The organism is Streptomyces siamensis, from assembly GCF_039543605.1.
Taxonomy (GTDB): domain Bacteria; phylum Actinomycetota; class Actinomycetes; order Streptomycetales; family Streptomycetaceae; genus Streptomyces; species Streptomyces siamensis.
The window spans coordinates 1-17,253 of sequence record NZ_BAABKB010000009.1; the positions used below are offsets into that span (position 1 = coordinate 1).

At 72.2% G+C, this 17,253-nt stretch carries 13 protein-coding genes; 5 read left to right on the top strand and 8 right to left on the bottom strand.

The annotated features are described in order from the left end of the window. From ABEB03_RS15950 to ABEB03_RS15965, 4 genes are all read right to left on the bottom strand, one after another. Positions 1–275 (bottom strand): phosphoadenosine phosphosulfate reductase domain-containing protein (locus ABEB03_RS15950; protein ID WP_345648360.1); only part of this gene is annotated, 275 nt, incomplete at its 3' end. Next, on the bottom strand, positions 272–823 hold the full coding sequence (cysC, locus tag ABEB03_RS15955; RefSeq protein WP_345648363.1) for an adenylyl-sulfate kinase: 552 nt from the start codon (positions 821–823) through the stop codon (positions 272–274). The genes cysC and ABEB03_RS15950, both read right to left, overlap by 4 nt. An 88-nt stretch (positions 824–911) precedes the next feature. Next, entirely contained in the window at positions 912–1,778 is an 867-nt protein-coding gene (locus ABEB03_RS15960) for a PaaX family transcriptional regulator (RefSeq protein WP_345648368.1), read from the bottom strand. Between the two features lie 15 nt (positions 1,779–1,793). Continuing rightward, positions 1,794–3,479, bottom strand: coding sequence for an AMP-binding protein (locus ABEB03_RS15965; protein WP_345648371.1), 1,686 nt, complete (start codon positions 3,477–3,479; stop codon positions 1,794–1,796). 139 nt (positions 3,480–3,618) lie between these two features. On the opposite strand from ABEB03_RS15965, the gene ABEB03_RS15970 reads away from it, so the two are divergent. Together ABEB03_RS15970 and ABEB03_RS15975 are read left to right on the top strand one after the other, a co-directional pair. Then, positions 3,619–4,818 carry an acyl-CoA dehydrogenase family protein gene (locus ABEB03_RS15970; RefSeq protein ID WP_345648374.1) on the top strand — a complete coding sequence of 400 codons (1,200 nt, stop codon included), beginning with the start codon at positions 3,619–3,621 and terminating at the stop codon, positions 4,816–4,818. Continuing rightward, a complete protein-coding gene (locus tag ABEB03_RS15975; RefSeq protein WP_345648377.1) occupies positions 4,815–5,213 on the top strand; it encodes a RidA family protein in 399 nt (132 codons plus the stop codon). Before ABEB03_RS15970 ends, ABEB03_RS15975 begins: the two co-directional genes overlap by 4 nt. An 11-nt stretch (positions 5,214–5,224) precedes the next feature. On the opposite strand, the gene ABEB03_RS15980 is transcribed toward ABEB03_RS15975, so the two are convergent. Next, entirely contained in the window at positions 5,225–5,419 is a 195-nt protein-coding gene (locus ABEB03_RS15980) for a DUF5999 family protein (protein WP_028802216.1), read from the bottom strand. A gap of 263 nt (positions 5,420–5,682) precedes the next feature. Here ABEB03_RS15980 and ABEB03_RS15985 point away from each other — a divergent pair, with 263 nt between their 5' ends. Then, positions 5,683–6,123 carry a DUF6299 family protein gene (locus tag ABEB03_RS15985; protein ID WP_345648381.1) on the top strand — a complete coding sequence of 147 codons (441 nt, stop codon included), beginning with the start codon at positions 5,683–5,685 and terminating at the stop codon, positions 6,121–6,123. A 75-nt stretch (positions 6,124–6,198) separates the two neighbouring features. Here ABEB03_RS15985 and ABEB03_RS15990 read toward each other — a convergent pair whose 3' ends face one another. The 3 genes from ABEB03_RS15990 to ABEB03_RS16000 form a co-directional block, all read right to left on the bottom strand. Continuing rightward, complete coding sequence (locus tag ABEB03_RS15990; protein ID WP_345648384.1) at positions 6,199–7,728, bottom strand: helix-turn-helix domain-containing protein; 1,530 nt, start codon at positions 7,726–7,728, stop codon at positions 6,199–6,201. 78 nt (positions 7,729–7,806) lie between these two features. Continuing rightward, a complete protein-coding gene (locus ABEB03_RS15995; protein ID WP_345648388.1) occupies positions 7,807–12,387 on the bottom strand; it encodes a hypothetical protein in 4,581 nt (1,526 codons plus the stop codon). 115 nt (positions 12,388–12,502) lie between these two features. Next, positions 12,503–12,700 (bottom strand): DUF4236 domain-containing protein, encoded by a 198-nt coding sequence (locus ABEB03_RS16000; RefSeq protein WP_345648392.1) that lies wholly within the window; start codon positions 12,698–12,700, stop codon positions 12,503–12,505. Positions 12,701–12,946: 246 nt separating this feature from the next. On the opposite strand from ABEB03_RS16000, the gene acnA reads away from it, so the two are divergent. Together acnA and ABEB03_RS16010 are read left to right on the top strand one after the other, a co-directional pair. Then, positions 12,947–15,661, top strand: a complete 2,715-nt coding sequence (gene acnA / locus ABEB03_RS16005; protein WP_345648394.1) for an aconitate hydratase AcnA — start codon at positions 12,947–12,949, stop codon at positions 15,659–15,661. Between the two features lie 285 nt (positions 15,662–15,946). After that, a complete protein-coding gene (locus ABEB03_RS16010) occupies positions 15,947–17,026 on the top strand; it encodes a lytic polysaccharide monooxygenase auxiliary activity family 9 protein (protein ID WP_345648397.1) in 1,080 nt (359 codons plus the stop codon). Positions 17,027–17,253 lie beyond the last annotated feature (227 nt).

Genomic DNA, 17,253 nt, shown 5'->3' on the forward strand with positions numbered 1-17,253 from the left:
CGGTATTCCAGGACCTCGGGGAAGTTGTGTCCGGTGTCGACGTGCAGGAGGGAGAAGGGGACTTGGGCGGGGGCGAAGGCCTTCAGTGCCAGGTGGAGCATGACGATGGAGTCCTTGCCGCCGGAGAAGAGGATCACCGGCCGCTCGAACTCGCCCGCGACCTCGCGGAAGATGTGGACGGCCTCGGACTCCAACGCGTCCAGATGCGACAGGGCGAAGCCACGGCCCGACGGGGCCGGCACGGCGGGTGCGGCCCCGGACAGGGTCTGCGTCATACGAGCCCCCTCGCCGAGAGCACCGCGTACACGGACGCCGCGGACTCCTCCGGGGTCTGCAGATCCGTCTCCAGTGTCAGCGCCGGGTCGAGCGGAGGCTCGTACGGATCGTCGATCCCCGTCAGCCCCTTGAGCCGGCCCGCGGCCTGCCGGGCGTACAGGCCCTTCACGTCGCGCACGGAGCACACCTCCACCGGAGTGGCTACGTGCACCTCCACGTACGGTGTCCCGCTCGCCGCGTGCCGTTTCGCGACGGCCTCGCGGCTGTCGGCGTACGGCGCGATGACGGGCACCAGCGCGAGCACGCCGTTGCGGGCGAGGACCTCGGCGACCAGGCCGATGCGCTGGACGTTCGTGTTGCGGTCCTCGCGGGAGAAGCCGAGACCGGCGGAGAGGAAACGGCGGATCTCGTCGCCGTCGAGGACCTCCACGCGGTGTCCCTCGGCCCTCAGGCGACTGCCCAGGACGCGTGCGATGGTCGTCTTGCCCGCGCTCGGCAGTCCCGTGAGCCAGACGGTGGCTCCCTGAGCCCTTGCCGTGGTCGTCATACGTGCTGTCCTCTTCCTCTCCTGGCGTGCGGCTCACGACGCTAGGCAAGGAAGATGAGAAGAGGGACGGAGGAGCCTGAGGGTTCCCTTAGCCACCGTTGATGTTACCGGGATCACACCCGGCGGAGTCCCCGGGTCCCCCGGGCACCTGCGCGAACTCCGCCCCGGCGTCCCGCAGTCGTGCGTGCAGCGCCCTGAACACCGCGGCCGAGCGGGCACCGGGCCAGTCCCGGGGGAGCAGCACGGCGGGCAGCCCAGGGTCGGTGTACGGGAGGTGCCGCCAGGAGTCCAGGGCCAGCAGGTAGTCGCGGTAGGCCTCTTCGGGCGGGGTGTACGTACGCCGCTCCCAGTCGTGCAGGACGCGCGCGTGCTGGTCGAGGAACGCCTCGTGCTCCTTGGCGATCGCGGCCAGGTCCCACCAGCGGGCGACCGCGTCGGCCGTCGCCGCGAACCCCAGATGCTCCCCGCGGAACAGTTCGACGTACGGGTCGAGCCGCAGGCGCTCAAGAGTGTGCCGCGTCTCCTCGTGGAGCCGCGCCGGGGCGATCCAGACCCCGGGGGCCGCCGTCCCGAAGCCGAGTCCGGCGAGCCGGGAGCGCAGTACGTGCCGCTTCTGCCGCTCCGACTCCGGTACCGAGAACACGGCGAGCACCCAGCCCTCGTCCTCGGGAGGCGTCGTCGCGTACACCCGGCGGTCGCCGTCGTCGAGCAGCTGCCGCGCGTCGGGGGAGAGCGCGTACCCGGCCGCGCCCGCCGCCGTGCGGACCGGTTCGAGAAGGCCGCGGCGTTTGAGCCGTGACACCGACGACCGCACGGAGGGCGCGTCGACGCCCACCGCGGCGAGGAGCCGGATCAACTCGGCCACCGGCACGGGGCCGGGCATGAATCGGCCGTACGCGCCGTAGAACGTGACGATGAGGGACCGGGGGGCGTGCTGCTCTGACACGTTGATCACTCTAGTGCGCGAAGATCACTTGGAATCGCCGCCCGCGGGCACGCCACCGGCCGCCGGGGGACCGGGGACCGCGCCGGAACCCGTCCCGGCGCGCAGCCGGAAGCGCTGGAGCTTCCCCGTCGCGGTGCGTGGCAGCGCGTCCAGGAAGACGATCTCGCGGGGGCATTTGTACGGCGCCAGCTCGGACTTGAGGAAGCCGCGCAACGCCTCGGAGTCCCGGTGCGCGCCGGGCCGCAGCACGACGTGGGCGACGACGACCTGCCCGCGGTCCTCGTCGGGTCTCCCCACCACCGCGGTCTCCACCACGTCGGGATGGCGCAGCAGCGCGTCCTCGACCTCGGGCCCGGCGATGTTGTAGCCCGCCGAGATGATCATGTCGTCGGCGCGGGCGACGTAGCGGAAGTAGCCGTCGGGGTCGCGCACATAGGTGTCGCCGGTGATGTTCCAGCCGCCGCGCACGTACTCGCGCTGCCGCGGGTCGGCGAGGTAGCGGCAGCCCACCGGGCCGCGCACGGCGAGCAGTCCGGGCTCCCCGTCCGGCACCGGCTCCCCGTCGGCGTCGACCACGCGCGCGTGCCACCCCGGTACGGGGACGCCGGTCGTGCCGGGGCGGATGTTCCCGTCGGCGGCGGAGATGAAGATGTGCAGCAGCTCGGTGGCGCCGATGCCGTTGATGATGCGCAGCCCGGTGCGCGCGTGCCAGTCCTGCCAGGTCCCGGCCGGCAGGTTCTCGCCCGCCGACACGCAGCGCCGCAGCGACCCGGTGTCATGGTCGTCCAGCTCGGCCAGCATCGCCCGGTAGGCGGTCGGAGCGGTGAACAGCACGGAGACGCGATGCTCGGCGATCGCGGGCAACAGCTGCTTCGGGCCCGCCTGTTCGAGCAGCAGGGAACAGGCGCCGACGCGCATCGGGAAGACGACGAGCCCACCGAGCCCGAAGGTGAATCCCAGCGGGGGGCTGCCCGCGAAGACGTCGTCCTCCCGCGGCTGCAGCACATGCTTGGAGAAGGTGTCCGCGATCGCCAGCACATCGCGGTGGAAGTGCATGCAGCCCTTGGGCCGGCCGGTCGTGCCCGAGGTGAAGGCGATCAGCGCGACGTCGTCGGCCGCGGTGTCGACGGCCTCGTACGGCTCGTCCGGCGCGCCCGTGATGCGCAGCAGCAGGTCGTCCGGGGTGTCCCCGCCGAAGGTGGTGACCTGGAGCCCGGGGATCTCCGCCTTGACCAGGTCGTCGACCGACCGTACGTCGCACAGGGCGTGGGTCACCCGGGCGATGGCGCAGATCGTGCTCAGTTCGTGCTGCCGCTGCTGGGCGAGCACCGTGACGGCGACGGCCCCGGCCTTCAGGACCGCGAGCCAGCAGGCGGCCAGCCACGGCGTGGTCGGGCCGCGCAGCAGGACCCGGTTGCCCGGGACGACGCCCAGCTCGGCGGTCAGCACATGCGCGATGCGGTCGACGCGGGTGCGGAGCTGGCCGTACGTCCACGGCTCGCCGGAGGCCGTGCGGAACACGGAGCGCTCGGGGCGGCCGTGGCCGAGGAGTTCGGTGGCGCAGTTCAGGCGGGCGGGGTAGCGCAGCTCCGGGAGGTCGAAGCGGAGCTCGGGCCACTGCCCGGGGGGCGGGAGATGGTCGCGGGGGAACGTGTCGACGTGGGCCGAGTCCGTCGGCCGCACGGTGTCACCGGCATCCCTGGGGTCCATGGTGGTTCGCCCCCTCGTCGTGGTGGGCTCGCACAAGGAGCGTATCGTGTTGGTGACGACAGTCAACGGTACGCGATAACGTGGAGGCGCGACCCGACCGGCCCCGACGCGCGGGCCACCGGGGGAGAGGGGACCGGCGATGACCGCATTCTCACTCGATCCGGCGCGGACCGCCTGGTGTGCGGAGCTGCGCGCACTGGCCGGCGAGCGGCTGCTCCCGCTCGCCCAGGAGGGCGAACCGGGCCACGTCAACCGCCCCCTCGTCGCCGAACTCGGCCGACTCGGCCTGCTCGCCCGCCTGTTCACCTCCGACGCGCTCGACCTGTGCCTGATGCGCGAGTCGCTCGCCCAGACCTGCACGGAGGCCGAGACCGCGCTCGCCCTCCAGGGTCTGGGCGCCCATCCGGTGCACGCGTACGGAACCGGGGCCCAGCGCGACCGCTGGCTCCCCGGCGTCCACGCCGGCACGACGGTCGCCGCCTTCGCGCTCAGCGAGCCCGGCGCCGGCTCGGACGCGGCGGCGCTCGCCCTGCGGGCGGACAAGGACGGCTCCGGGGCCTGGCGGCTGACCGGCGAGAAGTGCTGGATCTCCAACGCGCCCGAGGCCGACTTCTACACCGTCTTCGCGCGCACCACCGCCGACGCCGGCGCCCGCGGCGTCACGGCCTTCCTCGTCCCCGCCGACCGGGCGGGACTCACCGGCACCCCGCTCGACATGCTCTCGCCGCACCCCATCGGCGCCCTCGCCTTCGACGCCGTGCCGGTCGCCGCCGACGACGTGCTCGGCGAACCGGACCGCGGCTTCGGCGTCGCCATGAACACCCTCAACCGGTTCCGGCCGAGCGTCGGCGCCTTCGCGGTCGGCATGGCCCAGGCGGCACTCGACGCGACCCTGGCGCACACGAGCCGGCGCGAGGCCTTCGGCGGCCCCCTGAAGGACCTCCAGGCCGTGGCCCACCAGGTCGCCGAGATGGCCCTGCGCACGGAGGCCGCCCGCCTGATGGTGTACGCGGCCGCGGCGGCGTACGACGAAGGGGCCCCGGACGTGCCCAAGCGGGCGGCCATGGCGAAGCTGCTGGCCACCGAGACGGCCCAGTACGTCGTCGACGCCGCCGTCCAGCTGCACGGCGCCCGCGCCCTGCGCCGCGGCCACCTCCTCGAACACCTCTACCGCGAGGTGCGCGCACCGCGGATCTACGAGGGCGCGAGCGAGGTCCAGCGGGCGGTCATCGCCAAGGAGCTGTACCGGCCGGCCGGACCGGCCGGGACACCGCCCCCGGGGAACGCCCGGGAGCACAGGCCGCACTCCGGTGCCGAAGGAGAGAGCGAGGCCCCATGACCGCCGAGCGCGTCAACCCGCCCGGACTGTCGCCGCCCACCGGCTTCTCCCACGCGGTCGTCGCGAGCGGCGGCCGCGTCGTCTTCCTGGCGGGCCAGACCTCGCTCGACGCGGACGGGAAGGTGGTCGGCGAGACCCTGCCCGAGCAGTTCGAGCGGGCGCTGACCAATCTGCTGACCGCGCTGCGCGCGGCGGGCGGCGCCCCGTCGGACCTCGCCCGGGTCACCGTCTACGCCACGGACGTCGCCGACTACCGCGCCCACGCGCCCGAACTCGGCCGCGTCTGGCACCGGTTGGCGGGACGGGACTATCCCGCGATGGCCGTGATCGGCGCGGTCCGCCTCTGGGACGAACAGGCCCTCGTCGAACTGGACGGCTTCGCGGTGCTGCCGTAGCCCCGCAGGGTTCAGGCCGCGACGGCGAGCTGCTCGACGAACACCCGGTGCGGCGCGACGACGCTGCCGTCGGGGAGCAGTTCGCCGCTGTCGTCGAAGACGATCGCGCCGTTGCACAGGAGGTTCCAGCCCTGCTCGGGGTGGGCCGCCACGATGTGCGGGGCGATGGAGTCCGCGGACGGGCACGAAGACCGGTGGGAACACATGGTGCACCTCCACGTCGGATGCGATGAGTGTCGGCGGCGGTGTCGTCGCCCTCGCATGGATAGACCATGCGCGCGCCGCGAACTCATCGGAACAGCCGGCCGTGAAGCGTGACAACACGCGGACAACTCTCGGACGGGCCCGGGACGGACGGTGCGGATCCGCCACGGACTCGCCACCGTTGGGGTGACGGTCGCCGCCCCGGGGCCGCCGGGCCGGTACCTGTGGAGCGCCCGTCCCCGCACCCCGCTCCTGGAGGTACCCCATGTCGCTGCGTCATGCCGTAGCCACGGCCGCCGGTGCCGCGCTGCTCCTGCTCGCCGCCCCGTCCGCGCCCGCCCTGTCCGCGCCCGCCCACTCGACCCCGGGCGACGAACTCACCGTCGACGCGACCGGAAGCGTCGCCGCCGACGGCACCATCACCCTGTCCGGCACCTACCGATGCGCGAGCAGCACCGGACCGGTCTTCGTGTCCTCTGCGGTGTCGCAGGGGGACTCCGAGGTACAGCACGGCATCGGCGGCACCGCCGCGGTCTGCGACGGCGTCCAGCACCGCTGGACCAATTCGGAGAAGCGCGAGCCGGGCACCCTCGTACCCGGCCCGGCCCACGTCGCGGCCACCCTCATGGAACTGAGCTCCGGCCCGCTGCCCCTGCCGATCTTCCACGCGATCCTGGAGCAGGACATCACGGTCGTCGCGGACTGACATGGCCGCGAGGGCCGGAGAGAGACCATCCACGGCCCGCGCCGCCGCACCCGTGCGGCGCGGGGTCCGGTCCCCTCAGATGTCCCGGAACGTCTCGATCTGCGCCCCGATCGAGTTGAGACGCTCGGCGAGGTCCTCGTAACCGCGGTTGATGACGTACACGTTGCGCAGGACGGACGTCCCGTCGGCGGCCATCATCGCCAGCAGCACGACCACGGCGGGCCGCAGCGCGGGCGGGCACATCATCTCGGCGGCGCGCCAGCGCGTCGGTCCCTCGACCAGCACCCGGTGCGGGTCGAGGAGCTGGAGGCGTCCGCCGAGACGGTTGAGGTCCGTCAGGTAGATCGCCCGGTTGTCGTAGACCCAGTCGTGGATCAGCGTCTTGCCCTGCGCCGAGGCCGCGATGGCCGCGAAGAAGGGGACGTTGTCGATGTTCAGGCCCGGGAACGGCATCGGGTGGATCTTGTCGATCGGCGCCTCCAGCTTGGAGGGCCGGACGGTCAGGTCGATCAGCCGCGTACGTCCGTTGTCGGCGAAGTACTCCGCGCTGCGGTCGTGGTCGAGGCCCATCTCCTCCAGGACCGCGAGCTCGATCTCCAGGAACTCGATCGGCACCCGGCGCACCGTCAGCTCGGACTCGGTGACCACGGCGGCGGCCAGCAGGCTCATCGCCTCGACCGGGTCCTCGGAGGGCGAGTAGTCCACGTCCACGTCGATGTTCGGCACACCGTGCACGGTGAGCGTGGTGGTGCCGATGCCCTCCACCCGGACACCCAGGGCCTCCAGGAAGAAGCACAGGTCCTGGACCATGTAGTTGGAGGACGCGTTGCGGATGACGGTGACGCCGTCGTGGCGGGCGGCGGCGAGCAGCGCGTTCTCGGTCACCGTGTCACCGCGCTCGGTCAGCACGATCGGGCGGCCCGGGGTCACCGAGCGGTCCACCTGGGCGTGGTAGAGACCCTCGGTGGCGGCGATGTCGAGCCCGAACCGGCGCAGCGCGATCATGTGCGGCTCGATGGTGCGGGTGCCGAGGTCGCAACCGCCCGCATAGGGCAGCTTGAAGTGGTCCATACGGTGCAGCAGCGGTCCGAGGAACATGATGATGGACCGTGTACGGCGGGCGGCCTCGGCGTCGATGGCCTCCATCTCCAGCTCGCTCGGAGGCACGATCTCCAGGTCGACCCCGTCGTTGATCCACCGGGTGCGGACGCCGATCGAACCGAGTACCTCCAGAAGGCGGTACACCTCTTCGATGCGGGCCACGCGGCGCAGCACCGTGCGCCCCTTGTTCAGGAGCGTCGCGCACAGCAGCGCCACACAGGCGTTCTTGCTGGTCTTGACGTCGATCGAGCCGGACAGACGACGTCCGCCCACGACCCGCAGATGCATCGGCCCGGCGTAGCCCAGCGAGACGATCTCGCTGTCCAGGGCCTCACCGATTCGGGCGATCATCTCAAGGCTGATGTTTTGGTTGCCGCGCTCGATGCGATTGACGGCGCTCTGACTGGTGCCGAGCGCTTCGGCGAGCTGCGACTGTGTCCAGCCCCGGTGCTGACGGGCGTCACGGATGAGCTTGCCGATGCGTACGAGGTAGTCGTCTGCCATGGCGCGACCGTATATCGGATGTGAGATAAAGAAAAATGGAGCGCATCCTTCCGGGTGGTGGGGGTCATCGCGAGTCCGTCACACGGGAGTTCGGGCGCTGTGTTCCAGCAGTGCGGCGACCGTGGTGGCGCATCCGGGGCGCAGCCAGTTCACGTCCTGTCCGGTGAGTGCCGCGAACAGGCGCTTCCATGACGATTCGTCGGTACTGAGAAGCTTTGTCGCAAGTCTGGCGATTTCATCCGTAGCCTCCCGCACCGCCGTGCGGACGGGGTCGGGAAGCTCGCGGCGCACCGCTCCTTCGGCCAGGTAGTGCAGCACCCCTGCCGCGCCCGCGGCGCGGTGCACCAGGTCCCCGCCGGTGAGCAGGCCCCGCTCGACGAGGTGGTCGAACATCGCGGTCCGCACGTCACGGTGACCCGTCCGTTCCCGGTGCGCCACGGCGGCGCGGGCGCACTCGGCGCTGCGCCCGACCAGGGCGCGCCTACGCAGCCGCTGCCAGTCCATGCCGGTCGCGGTGACCGCGTCAGGGGCGTCCGGCAGTTCCCCGAGCGCCCTCCACACGGCGGACGGGAACGGCTGCTCGTCGTGCGCTGCGCGGAGTACGTCCCAATCGCGTACGTACGGCAGTTCGAGGACACGGAGTTCCTCGTTGTACGCCTTGCACGACCGCAACCGCGCCACCAGCCGGTCCGCGCCGAGCTCGCGGTCGAGGCGGGCGGTGAGCACCGCGTCCGGGTCGGCCGAGCCGAGCGCCTTCACGGCCAGTTTGGCCGCGGCGGGACTCAGCAGGTCCCGGTCCACGAGCGACCGCAGCTGTTCCGGACCGCCGGACCGCAGCGAGGCGCGTGCGGCGAGCAGATGGTCGAGCTGAGGGCGTCGCTTCCCCCACGAGGCGAGCGCGTGCTCGACGATCTCCGCGTCCGCGGCTTCGAGCTGGATGCGCTGGAGGGGCTCCCGCTGGGCGGAGTGGTACGAGGAACCCAGCAGCTCCCGGCGCAGCTCCGGCGCCAGCGGCAGCAGGTCGTCCGGGCCCGGTGCCGCGCGGCCCTGCGGGCGGCGGGAGAGGATCGAACGGCGCACGTCCATGGAGGCCGCGCCGCCCAGCGCCCTGCCGTACAGGGCGGCGTTGACCTCGGGTTCGTCGAGACCGAGGAGCCGCAGCTGAAGGTCGTGGTCGCGGTACAGCTCGCGCCACGACCGGGCGAGCACGAGCAGTGCCTCGCGGTCGTCGCGGGCGAAGAGACACGCGACGAGCGCCGCGGGCAGATGGCCGCTCGCGCACGCGTGCCCGGTCAGCGCGGCCGCCGCCCCCGGGCCGAGCAGGGGGAGCACGGCCGTCAGCGCGTCGACGCCGGCGTGCAGCAGGAGTCGCGCGCCCGACGGAGTGACGGACGTGGCCTCCGCGCTCATGCCTCCTGTACCGCTCGTGTCTCCTGTACCGCTCGTGTCTCCTGAACCGCCCGTGCCTCCTGAACCGCCCGTGCCTCCTGAACCGCCCGTGCCTCCTGTACCGCCCGTGCCTCCTGTACCGGCCGTACCGCCTGAACCGGCCGTACCGCCCGGACCGGCCGCACCGCCCGCGTCGAGCGCTTCGCCGAGGGGCCGGTTTGCCGTTCCCGCGTCGAGCGCGTCGTCGAGGGGCCGGTCCGCCGCGCCCGCGTCGAGCGCCTCACCGAAGGTCAGGTCGGCCCCGTCCGCCTCCAGCGCGCCGAGGGCGCGCAGCCAGCGCCCGCCGTCGACGCCGAGCCGCTCGGCGACCAGGGCGCGTGCGGCCCGCAGTTGCGGCTCCTCCGCGCCGTGCGTGCGCCACGCCTTCGGCACGGGGTCCATGGCGCGCACGGGTGTCCGGGCGACCATCTCGCGGGGCGTGACGAATCCGTGCCGGTACTCGTCCATGTCGGACAGCGGCCGCAGCGGGGCCTCACGGGGCACCACCGGCTCACCCCCGGCGGCGGAGCCGTGCGCGGCACAGGCCTCGACGAGCCAGTCGGGGCGCTCTATCCCCGGCACGCTGTAGGGGTAGGCGTTCGCCAGGGTGCGCAGCACCTGCCGGTCGGTGGGCACGGGAGCGCCCGGCACGAGCGTGCGCAGCAGATGCACCGCGGGCAGCGCCGAGAGGGGGCCCGCCTCCTCGCGCAGCGAGCGCTCCTGGACCGGCGTGAGGGCGGGGACGGCCGCGACGGACACCGAGGCCTCCCGCACCGCGGCCAGTTCGCGCGCGTCCCGGCGGGCCAGTTCCTCGGCGTCCGGCCGGGGGCCCGCCACCTGCGCGGCCACCTGGATCAGTTCGGCGAGCGTCCCCTCGTACGTCGGCAGGAGGTGCAGCGCCACGACCCATCCTTCGGGGTGGCCGGCCAGATGCTTCCGTACGAGGCCCTCGGCGCTCGCGCGGGCCTCGGCGGCCACCGCGTCGTCGGGCCGGCGCAGACCGGTGAGCACCGCGCGGGCCGGGCGGGCGGTGTCGACCAGCCGCTCGGGGGCGAGCAGCCCGCGCGCCACCATGCGCGCGAACCAGGCCCAGCCCGGAAAGGGCGCCGACCGCAGCCGCCCGGCCGGATCGGCGTCCTGCCCGTCGGCGGCGTCCTGCGTGAACGCCGCCCGGACCGCGTCGTCGACGTCCTCGTGACGCAACAGCTCCTCGACCGGCTCCGGCTGGAAGGGCGTCGCGCGGTGCGCCGCCACCAGCCGCCCGAAGTCGTAGGCGTACGGCTCGTGGACGAGGACCGGCATCAGGCGTCGGGTGGCGTTGCGCCCGCGCGGCTCGGCGAGCAGCGCGGGCAGGGTGTCCGGGTCGTCGAAGGGGTACAGGTCCTCCTTCGGCCCGCCCGGTTCGTCCGTGTCCCGCGCCCTTCGGAGCACGGGGTGGGCGAGGGCCTCCTCGCCGAACAGCCCGAGCAGCCGCCGCACCTCCGTCGCGCCGCCGTGCTCCTGGACCCGGACGACGGCGTAGTGCCGTGCGCGGTCGCTGAGGAACGGCCAGGCGTGGTGCACGAGTTCGGGGTCCCCGCTGGTGACGAGCGGCGTCCGCAGCTGCTGGGGCGTGTCGCCGAGCAGCGCGGTGCGCAGCCTCTCGTCGAGCGGCACCCGCTCCGAGCGGCCCGGGGTGCGCGGGAGACCCGAGGCGATCGCGCGGCGCAGCGACAGCGTGGCCTTCTGGTTCAGGAACACGGCGGCGTTGACGGACGGTTCGTCCAGCTCGGTGAGCCGGCGCAGCGCACCGGCGCCGAGCGAGACATTGCCGCCGACGGCAGCGGCGACCCGGGGATCGCCCGCCGCGAGCGCGGTGTCCAGGGCGTGCGGCGGCAGCGAGCCCTTGCCGAGCAGCGCCGTCAGCAGGTCGTCGGGCAGCCGTGGCAGCAGGGCGCTCAGATCGGCCGGCCCGGCGGCATAGAGCAGGAAGCGGTACGGCTTCGTCAGCGCGGGCGGTTTCGCCGATCCGGCGGGTGCGGTGCCCTCGGCGACGGCGTCGAGCAGCGCGGCCAGCGTGCCCTTGTAGCGGGACAGGGTGGTGCGCAGTGTGGCCCACCGGTCCGGGTCCGCGCCGAGGCGGAGGTGCAGCAGATCCCGCAACGCAGGAGTGACGCCCAGCTCGGTCAGGGCCGCGGCGGCCGCGCGGGCGGGCGCGACGGCGTCCAGCACCACGACGGAAAGGTCGGCGAGAATCGCGGGGGAGGGGGCGGCGGACGGGCCGGTGGCCTCCCCGCTCAGCGCGGCGCAGATCCGGGCCAGTTCCGGGTGGCCGGGAGCGGACGCGGCGGCCCGCACCAGCGCGGGACAGGCGCGGGCCACGTCGGCCACGACCGCCGGGTGGGTGCGGTACAGCTCGGCGAGCACGGACTCGGGGCAGTCGGAGCGGCCGGCCAGGAACCGCACGGCGGCCTCGGGAAGCGGCTCCTCGCGGTGCGCGGCGACGAGCGCGTCCCACTCCAGCGTCCGGCGCCAGCGCGGTTCGGCCTCGCCCGCGCGCAGTCCCGCGATGAGCCCGTGCGGTCCCTCTGCGGTCACGACGGCGTCCCGCAGCCGGTCGCCGTCGGAGTCGAGTGCCGCGCGTGCGAGCTCGGCGACGGCGGGGTGCAGCGGTGCGTGAGCCGCTTCGAGCAGCGCGCGCAGCCGGCCGGGGTGGGGCAGCAGACCCTGCACCGCGCGCAGTTGCTCGGCGCTGGTGAGGTCCGTGCCGCGCACCCGCAGGGCGTGCTCCACGACCTCGGGCACGTCGCTCACGACACCGGCACCCACGAAGTGCGGCACGCCGGGCAGCTCCCGCTGGGTGGCGAGGATGCGTTCGCGCAGCGGTGCGAGGGCCGCCGGGTCGGCGTGCCGCCCGGGCGTCAGAATGAGCCGGCGCATCCACGACCGTGCCCAGCGGTGCTCGTACACGTGCAGGTCGACGACCGGGTCGGGGCGCAGGAGCAGCAGGGCCAGGTCGTCGGAGGTGACGTCCTTGGCCCGGACCAGGGCGCGCCGCACCAGTGGATCGGGGTCCTGGGCGGCGCTCGCGCGGGCCTCGGCGGACAGGGGCACCCAGGTGAGGTGGCGGGGCTCCCGCTCCCCGAGGCGCCGTCTGATCCGTCCCGTCTCGCCGGGCCCGGCCGCGGGCGTGAACAGGGCGAGGAAGTGCGCCCCGTGGTGGTCGTATCCGGTCGTCGAGCCCGCCGTCACGCAGCGCCCCCCGTGCACGTGATCCCCGTACGGCACCGCCGTGGCGGTGACCGACTGCCGTGCACACTTCATCACAGGGGGCGCGAACGCCTGTACGAGAGGCGGGCGGGGGGCCTCAGCTCCGCTTGGCGCGCGTGGTGCGCCGCCACCCGAAGGGACCCGGCAGGTCCATCGACGTCGTCCGGCGCCCGGTGCTGCTGTGGGTGTGCTTCGGCCCGTGCCGGCCGCCGGTGGTGATGGACCACGACTTGCGGTTGATGTTGAGCCGGACCCCGGGAAGTATGCGGAAACTCTTGCGGAACGTGAGCGGCATGCCTGCCTCCTTGCGACGGTTACGCCGGGTGGCTCCCGGCCGACACCGGGTACCCCGCAAGAGGCCGGGCATGACCAGCCCGCGCCCATGTACTAGAGTTATCTCGACATCGAGATATCTGCCGAGGCGCCCCGCAGCCGCCACCTCGGTAAGGGTTACCTAACTTAGCCTTACCTTAGCGGATCGGCCAAGACCGCGTGGCGGCAGGATTGCGGTGGTACGCGCACATCAATGAAGGAGACTGTCGTGTCGGCGAACAGCTTCGACGCCCGCAGCACGCTGCAGGTGGGCGACGAGTCGTACGAGATCTTCCGGCTGGACAAGGTGGAAGGCTCGGCTCGCCTTCCGTACAGCCTGAAGGTGCTGCTGGAGAACCTGCTCCGCACCGAGGACGGCGCCAACATCACCGCCGACCACATCCGGGCCCTCGGCGGCTGGGACTCCCAGGCGCAGCCGAGCCAGGAGATCCAGTTCACGCCGGCCCGCGTGATCATGCAGGACTTCACCGGCGTGCCCTGTGTCGTCGACCTCGCCACCATGCGTGAGGCCGTCAAGGAGCTCGGCGGCGACCCCGCGAAGGTCAACCCGCTCTCCCCGGCCGAGCTGGTCATCGACCACTCCGTCATCGCCGACAAGTTCGGCACCAACGACGCCTTCGCGCAGAACGTCGAGCTGGAGTACGGCCGCAACAAGGAGCGCTACCAGTTCCTGCGCTGGGGCCAGACCGCCTTCGACGACTTCAAGGTCGTCCCGCCGGGCACCGGCATCGTCCACCAGGTGAACATCGAGCACCTCGCGCGTACCGTCATGGTCCGAGGCGGCCAGGCGTACCCCGACACCCTCGTCGGCACCGACTCGCACACCACCATGGTCAACGGCCTCGGCGTCCTCGGCTGGGGCGTCGGCGGCATCGAGGCCGAGGCCGCGATGCTCGGCCAGCCGGTCTCCATGCTCATCCCGCGCGTCGTCGGCTTCAAGCTCACCGGTGAGCTCAAGCCCGGCACCACCGCCACCGACCTCGTGCTCACGATCACCGAGATGCTGCGCAAGCACGGCGTCGTCGGCAAGTTCGTCGAGTTCTACGGCGAGGGCGTCGCCGCCACCTCGCTGGCCAACCGCGCCACCATCGGCAACATGTCGCCGGAGTTCGGCTCCACCGCCGCGATCTTCCCGATCGACGGCGAGACGCTGAACTACCTCAAGCTCACCGGCCGCTCCGAGCAGCAGGTCGCGCTCGTCGAGGCGTACGCCAAGGAGCAGGGCCTCTGGCTGGACCCGGCCGCCGAGCCGGACTTCTCCGAGAAGCTCGAACTGGACCTGTCGACGGTCGTCCCCTCCATCGCCGGCCCGAAGCGCCCGCAGGACCGCATCGTCCTCGCCGACGCCGCCGAGCAGTTCAAGGTCGACGTCCGCAACTACGTGGACACCGCCGACGAGGCGGGCAAGGAGTCCTTCCCGGCCTCCGACGCCCCGGCCTCCTCCAACGGCGTGCCGAGCAACCCGGTCACGGTCACCGCCCCCGACGGCACGACCTACACGATCGACCACGGTGCGGTGACGGTCGCCGCCATCACCTCCTGCACCAACACGTCGAACCCGTACGTCATGGTCGCCGCCGCGCTCGTCGCGAAGAAGGCCGTGGAGAAGGGCCTGACCCGCAAGCCGTGGGTCAAGACCACCCTCGCCCCGGGCTCGAAGGTCGTCACCGACTACTTCGACAAGGCGGGCCTCACCCCGTACCTCGACAAGGTCGGCTTCAACCTCGTCGGCTACGGCTGCACCACCTGCATCGGCAACTCCGGCCCGCTGCCGGAGGAGGTCTCCAAGGCCGTCAACGACCACGACCTCGCGGTCACCTCGGTCCTCTCGGGCAACCGCAACTTCGAGGGCCGTATCAACCCCGACGTCAAGATGAACTACCTGGCCTCCCCGCCGCTGGTCGTCGCGTACGCCCTCGCCGGCTCCATGAAGGTGGACATCACCAAGGACGCCCTGGGCACCGACCAGGACGGCAAGCCGGTCTACCTGACCGACATCTGGCCGACCGAGGCCGAGGTCAACGACGTCGTGGCGAACGCCATCGGCGAGGACATGTTCAACAAGTCCTACCAGGACGTCTTCGCGGGCGACGCCCAGTGGCAGGCGCTGCCGGTCCCGACCGGCAACACCTTCGAGTGGGACACCGAGTCGACCTACGTGCGCAAGCCCCCGTACTTCGAGGGCATGGGCATGGAGCCGGCGCCGGTCTCCGACATCTCCGGCGGCCGTGTGCTCGCCAAGCTGGGCGACTCGGTCACCACCGACCACATCTCCCCGGCCGGTGCGATCAAGGCCGACACTCCGGCCGGCAAGTACCTCACCGAGCACGGTGTGGAGCGTCGTGACTTCAACTCCTACGGCTCCCGCCGTGGCAACCACGAGGTCATGATCCGCGGTACGTTCGCCAATATCCGCCTGCGCAACCAGATCGCGCCGGGCACCGAGGGCGGCTACACCCGCGACTTCACGAAGGACGACGCTCCCGTCTCCTTCATCTACGACGCCTCGCGCAACTACATCGAGCAGGGTGTCCCGCTGGTCATCCTGGCCGGCAAGGAGTACGGCTCCGGCTCGTCCCGCGACTGGGCGGCCAAGGGCACCGCGCTCCTGGGCGTCAAGGCCGTCATCGCCGAGTCGTACGAGCGCATCCACCGCTCGAACCTCATCGGCATGGGTGTCCTCCCGCTCCAGTTCCCGGAGGGCGCCACGGCGGAGTCCCTCGGTCTGACCGGCGAGGAGACCTTCTCCTTCACCGGCGTCGAGGAGCTCAACAACGGCACCACCCCGCGCACGGTGAAGGTCACCACCGACACCGGCGTCGAGTTCGACGCGGTCGTCCGCATCGACACCCCCGGCGAGGCGGACTACTACCGCAACGGCGGCATCATGCAGTACGTGCTGCGCAACCTGATCCGCAAGTAAGCGGTACGGCAGGGCAGTTGTAGCGCGCTCGAGGGCCGCATCCCCGGTGACGGGGGTGCGGCCCTTCGTGGTTCCCGTCCCGCCGCCGTCTGTCCGGTGGGTGGGTCGGGTCCGTGCCGGTGATCCGCCCGTTGCAGCCGTTGTGCGGGGCGGTGCTGGTAGGGCCTCGGTGGGTGTGTGGCGCCGTCTGCAACGGGCATTTGATTCACCGGCACGGCCCCTTCGGTGAGATGGCGACCACGGGTGGTGGAGGGGTGCGGATACGGGTGTGCGGGTGACATGACCATGACATCTACGCTCCGGCCGAGGCGCCGATTACCCCTCCCCGCCCGGCGCAGGGCCCTCTTCCTCGTGCTGCTCGCCCTGCTCACCACCCTGCCGGCCCTGGGGCTGGTGCTCGCCGCCGGCGGTGGCGCTGCGGCGCACGGCACCCCGATGAAGCCGGGCAGCCGCACCTTCCTGTGCCGGCAGGACGGGCTGACCGACACCGGCGAGATCAAACCCGTGAACCCGGCGTGCAGGGCGGCCCAGCAGGCCGGCGGCACCACGCCGTTCTACAACTGGTTCTCCGTGCTGCGCTCGGACGGCGCGGGCCGCACCCGAGGCTTCGTCCCCGACGGTGCGCTGTGCAGCGGCGGCAACCCCGACTTCACCGGCTTCGACCTGCCGCGTGACGACTGGCCGCTCACCCATCTCACGTCGGGCGCCACGGTCGACTTCGCGTACAACGCCTGGGCGGCGCACCCGGGTTGGTTCCGCGTCTACGTCACCAAGGACGGCTTCGACCCGACCAGGACCCTCACCTGGGACGACATGGAGGAGCAGCCGTTCCTCACGGTCGACCACCCGCCGCTCCACGGCACCCCGGGCACGGTCGAGGCCAACTACTCCTGGAGCGGCACGCTGCCGGCGGACAAGTCGGGCCGCCACATCATCTACATGGTCTGGCAGCGCTCGGACAGCGCCGAGACGTTCTACTCGTGCTCCGACGTCGTCTTCGACGGCGGCAACGGCGAGGTGACGGGCATTCACGACCCGGGCAACCCCACCGAACCCCCGCCCGGCACCTGCTCGGCCACCCGCCGCACGACGAACACCTGGTCCGGCGGCTACCAGGCCGAGGTGACCGTCACCAACACCGCAGACGTGCCGATGCTCGGCTGGATGGTCGACTGGACGCTGCCGGACGGGCAGTCGGTCGCCGGCCTCTGGAACGGCAACGCCACGTACGACGGCCAGGACGTGATGGTGCACAACGCCGACTGGAACGGAGCGCTCGCTCCGGGCGCCGGCGCGACGTTCGGTTATGTCGTCTCCGGATCAGGTGACGACCCGTCGACATCCCTTCCCTGCCGAGTGGGATGATCCCGCGCCCTTGCTCAGGGCGGACCGGGTGGGTGGTTCGCGACTCACCCGGTCCGCGAGCCCGGACAGGTCGGGGGAGGCCCGGCCCGGGACGATGCCCCCTGCTCGCGGGAAACCGGGAGCAGGGGGACGTGGCTTGTGCCGATCGCAGTGTGCGACAACGTTGTCGAACGGTCTTCGGAAAACTCTACCGCCTCAACCGACAACGATGTCAAGCCAGTTGAGAC